The organism is Amycolatopsis sp. SID8362, from assembly GCF_010550475.1.
In the GTDB taxonomy this organism is placed as follows: Bacteria; Actinomycetota; Actinomycetes; order Mycobacteriales; family Pseudonocardiaceae; genus Amycolatopsis; species Amycolatopsis eburnea.
Genome location: NZ_JAAGNB010000876.1, coordinates 1 through 3,032, shown reverse-complemented (window position 1 = coordinate 3,032; position 3,032 = coordinate 1). Strand labels below are relative to the sequence as shown.

The 3,032-nt window shown below is 70.8% G+C and carries 2 protein-coding genes and 1 pseudogene; 2 read left to right on the top strand and 1 reads right to left on the bottom strand.

Going from position 1 to position 3,032, the window contains the following annotated elements; all coding sequences use genetic code 11:
* Window positions 1-314 precede the first annotated feature (314 nt).
* Both G3I65_RS27460 and G3I65_RS27455 read left to right on the top strand, forming a co-directional pair.
* Window positions 315-1,274: a chitinase gene (locus G3I65_RS27460; RefSeq protein WP_166640634.1), complete on the top strand. Its 960-nt coding sequence runs from the start codon at window positions 315-317 to the stop codon at window positions 1,272-1,274.
* Between the two features lie 156 nt (window positions 1,275-1,430).
* A complete protein-coding gene (locus tag G3I65_RS27455) occupies window positions 1,431-2,804 on the top strand; it encodes a cytosine permease (RefSeq protein ID WP_160698682.1) in 1,374 nt (457 codons plus the stop codon).
* On the opposite strand, the pseudogene G3I65_RS27450 reads toward G3I65_RS27455, so the two are convergent.
* Window positions 2,768-3,032 (bottom strand): annotated as a pseudogene (locus tag G3I65_RS27450) (hypothetical protein); the annotation flags it as partial. The gene G3I65_RS27455 and the pseudogene G3I65_RS27450 sit on opposite strands and share 37 nt — an antisense overlap.

Sequence of the window (3,032 nt, the reverse complement as noted above, 5' to 3'; positions counted from 1 at the left end):
CACAGCGCCCAGCGCCCCAGCACGACGGCGGGCAGCAGCCGGCCCGGGCGGCGCCCTCCGCCGGCGGCGACCGAATCCCCCACCATTTCGGCAAAGTAGCCGGAATGCCCGGCGCTGTCGATCCGCCTTCAGGGGAATCTCACACGCGCCGACGCTCGGGAGCCGGCCGCGCACCGTCAGTCATTTTCCGACCGAAGAAGGGTTGACACGCAACATTGGTCTAGTCCACTGTGTGGTGGCACACAGCACTCCTCCCGGGTTGATCCCGCCGCCTCAAACCGGAGGTGCTCCACCAGCACAATCGGAGGACCCCCATGACATCAGTGCGCCGTCTCATCACCCTCGCACTCGCGGCCGGAGCCGCGATGGCGACGGCGGTCGGTCTCGCCCCGCAGGCCATGGCCGCGGTGGACCCGGTGCTCGCCTCCCCGTACCTGTACCAGTGGGGCGGCCAGACCAGCCCGACCGCGGCGATGTCCGCGACCGGCGTGAAAGCGTTTACCCTCGCCTTCGTCCTGTCGGACGGCACCTGCAACCCGAAGTGGGACGGCACCCGTTCGCTGACCGGCTCGGACAAGACGATGATCCAGAACATCCGCAACGCGGGCGGGGACGTGATCCCCTCCTTCGGCGGCTGGTCCGGCACGAAGCTGGGCTCGAAGTGCACGTCGGCTTCGGCGCTGGCGGGCGCGTACCAGAAGGTGATCGACGCCTACGGCCTCAAGGCGATCGACCTCGACATCGAGAACACCGACGAGTTCCAGAACAACACCGTGCAGGACCGCATCCTCAACGCGGTCAAGCTGACCAAGCAGAAGAACCCGAACCTCAAGGTCGTCATCACCATCGGCACCACCACGACCGGCCCCGACTCGTGGGGCAAGCGCCTGATCAACCAGGCCAAGGCGATCGGCGCGCCGGTCGACGTCTGGTCGGTCATGCCGTTCGACTTCTCCAGCGGCGGCGACATGGCCGCCCTGACGAAGTCCGCGGTCGACGGGCTGAAGAACCAGCTCAAGTCCACGTTCGGCTGGAGCGACGACACAGCCTACCGGCACAGCGGCCTCTCCTCGATGAACGGCAAGACCGACAACGCGGGCGAAACCGTCACGGTGTCGAACTTCACCTCCATCCGCACCTACGCGACGAGCCACCACCTGGCCCGCTTCACGTTCTGGGCCACCAACCGCGACTGCAGCGGCGGCGGCGAATGCAGCGGGATCACGCAGAACAAGTACGCGTTCACCAAGATCGTCGCCGGCTACACCGGCTGACCCTCGAACCCGTAGTGGGGCTGTCGGAGGCCCTCTCACCGGCATCGGGGCCGGTGAGGGGGTCTTCGCGGGTACCGGTCAGCGGGAACCGTGCCGCTGAGCGGGAACCCGGGAAACCGTCACACCGTCGCAACGTTCACCGCTTACCGTCCTCCCATGACGAGGACCGAGGGCGCCGGCTACGGCGACAAGGTGGTGGCCGTGGAGCCCGGCGGGGTCGAACCCGTCGCCGACGCCGACCGGCACGGGACGCCGCGGCAATTGGCCTGGACCTGGGCCTCCCCCAACCTCGAGTTCGCCACGGTCTTCGTCGGCGTCCTCGCGGTCACCGCCTTCGGGCTGACCTTCTGGCAGGCCGCGCTCGCGGCCGTCGTCGGGAACGGGCTGGGCGCGCTCGCGCACGGTGTCCTGTCCGCGCGCGGGCCGCGGTACGGCGTACCGCAGATGGTGCTCGGGCGGGCCGCGTTCGGCTACCGCGGCAACCTGCTGCCCGCCGCGCTGATGTCGGTCATGGCGGGCATCGGCTGGTTCGCCGTCAACAGCGTCAGCGGCGCCTTCGCGCTCGCCGGCCTCACCGGGCTGCCCGTGCTCGCCTGCCTCGTGCTCGTCGTCGCGCTGCAGATCGCCATCGCCTTCTTCGGGCACAACCTCGTGCAGGCCTACGAAAAGTACGTCTTCGCCGTCCTCGCCGTCGTGTTCGCCGCGGCGAGCGTCGTCGTCTTCACGAAGTCGGGCGCCACCGCGAACACCGGGAGCGTCGGCGGGTTCCTGCTCACCGTCGGCACCGCGTTCGGCTACACCGCGGGCTGGAACCCCTACGCCGCCGACTACACGCGCTACCTGCCGAAAACCGCGTCGAAACGCGCGATCGGCCGCTACGCCGGGCTCGGGCTGTTCCTGTCCACCACCGTCCTGATGCTCGCCGGCGCCGCGTCGGCGACCATCGGCGGACCGGACGACGCCAACCCGGCGACGGCGTTCACCGGGCACCTGCCCGGGTTCCTCGCCGCGGCGACGCTGCTGGCCATCACGCTCGGCGCGGTCGCGGCGAACGTCCTGAACGTCTACTCGGGCGCGCTCGCCTTCCTCGCCCTCGGCGTCCGGCTGCCGCTGGCCTGGCGCCGCGCCGTCGTCGCGCTCGCGTTCGGCGCGGTCGGGTTCGTGCTGGCCTGGCTGGGTCTCTCCGACGCCGGGCACGCCTACGAGAACTTCCTGCTGGTCATCGCCTACTGGATCGGCCCGTGGCTCGGCGTGCTGCTGGCCGACCACCACCTGCGCCGCGGCACCGACTTCGGCGCGCTGCTCGCCGACAAGGGCCACCGCAACACCGCCGGGTTCACCGCGTTCCTCGTCGGCCTGGTGGCGTCCGTCGGGCTGTTCGCGAACCAGGCGCTCTACACCGCGCCGATCCCGAAAGCCGTGCCCGGCACCGGTGACCTGACGTTCGCGGCCGGGTTCGTGCTCGCCGCCGGGACCTACCTGCTCCTGCGCCGTCAGCGCACCGGCGTGCCGTCGCGGCGGCAGCCGTAGGGGGAGCAGCGGCCCCAGTCGAACGTCGGCGTCGGGAGGGTGACCGTGGCCGTCGACGGCGGCGGCAGCTTCACCGTCACGGTCGGCGTCGGCGTGGGGTCCGGCGTCCGGCGCGCGTGCATCATCACCGGGGACGGCGTCGTCGTGGTGGTCGGCGCGGCGACCGCGCTCGACGACGGGATGCCGGTGGCCGGCTGCAGCTGCGGGAACTGCGTCGAGCCGGGCACG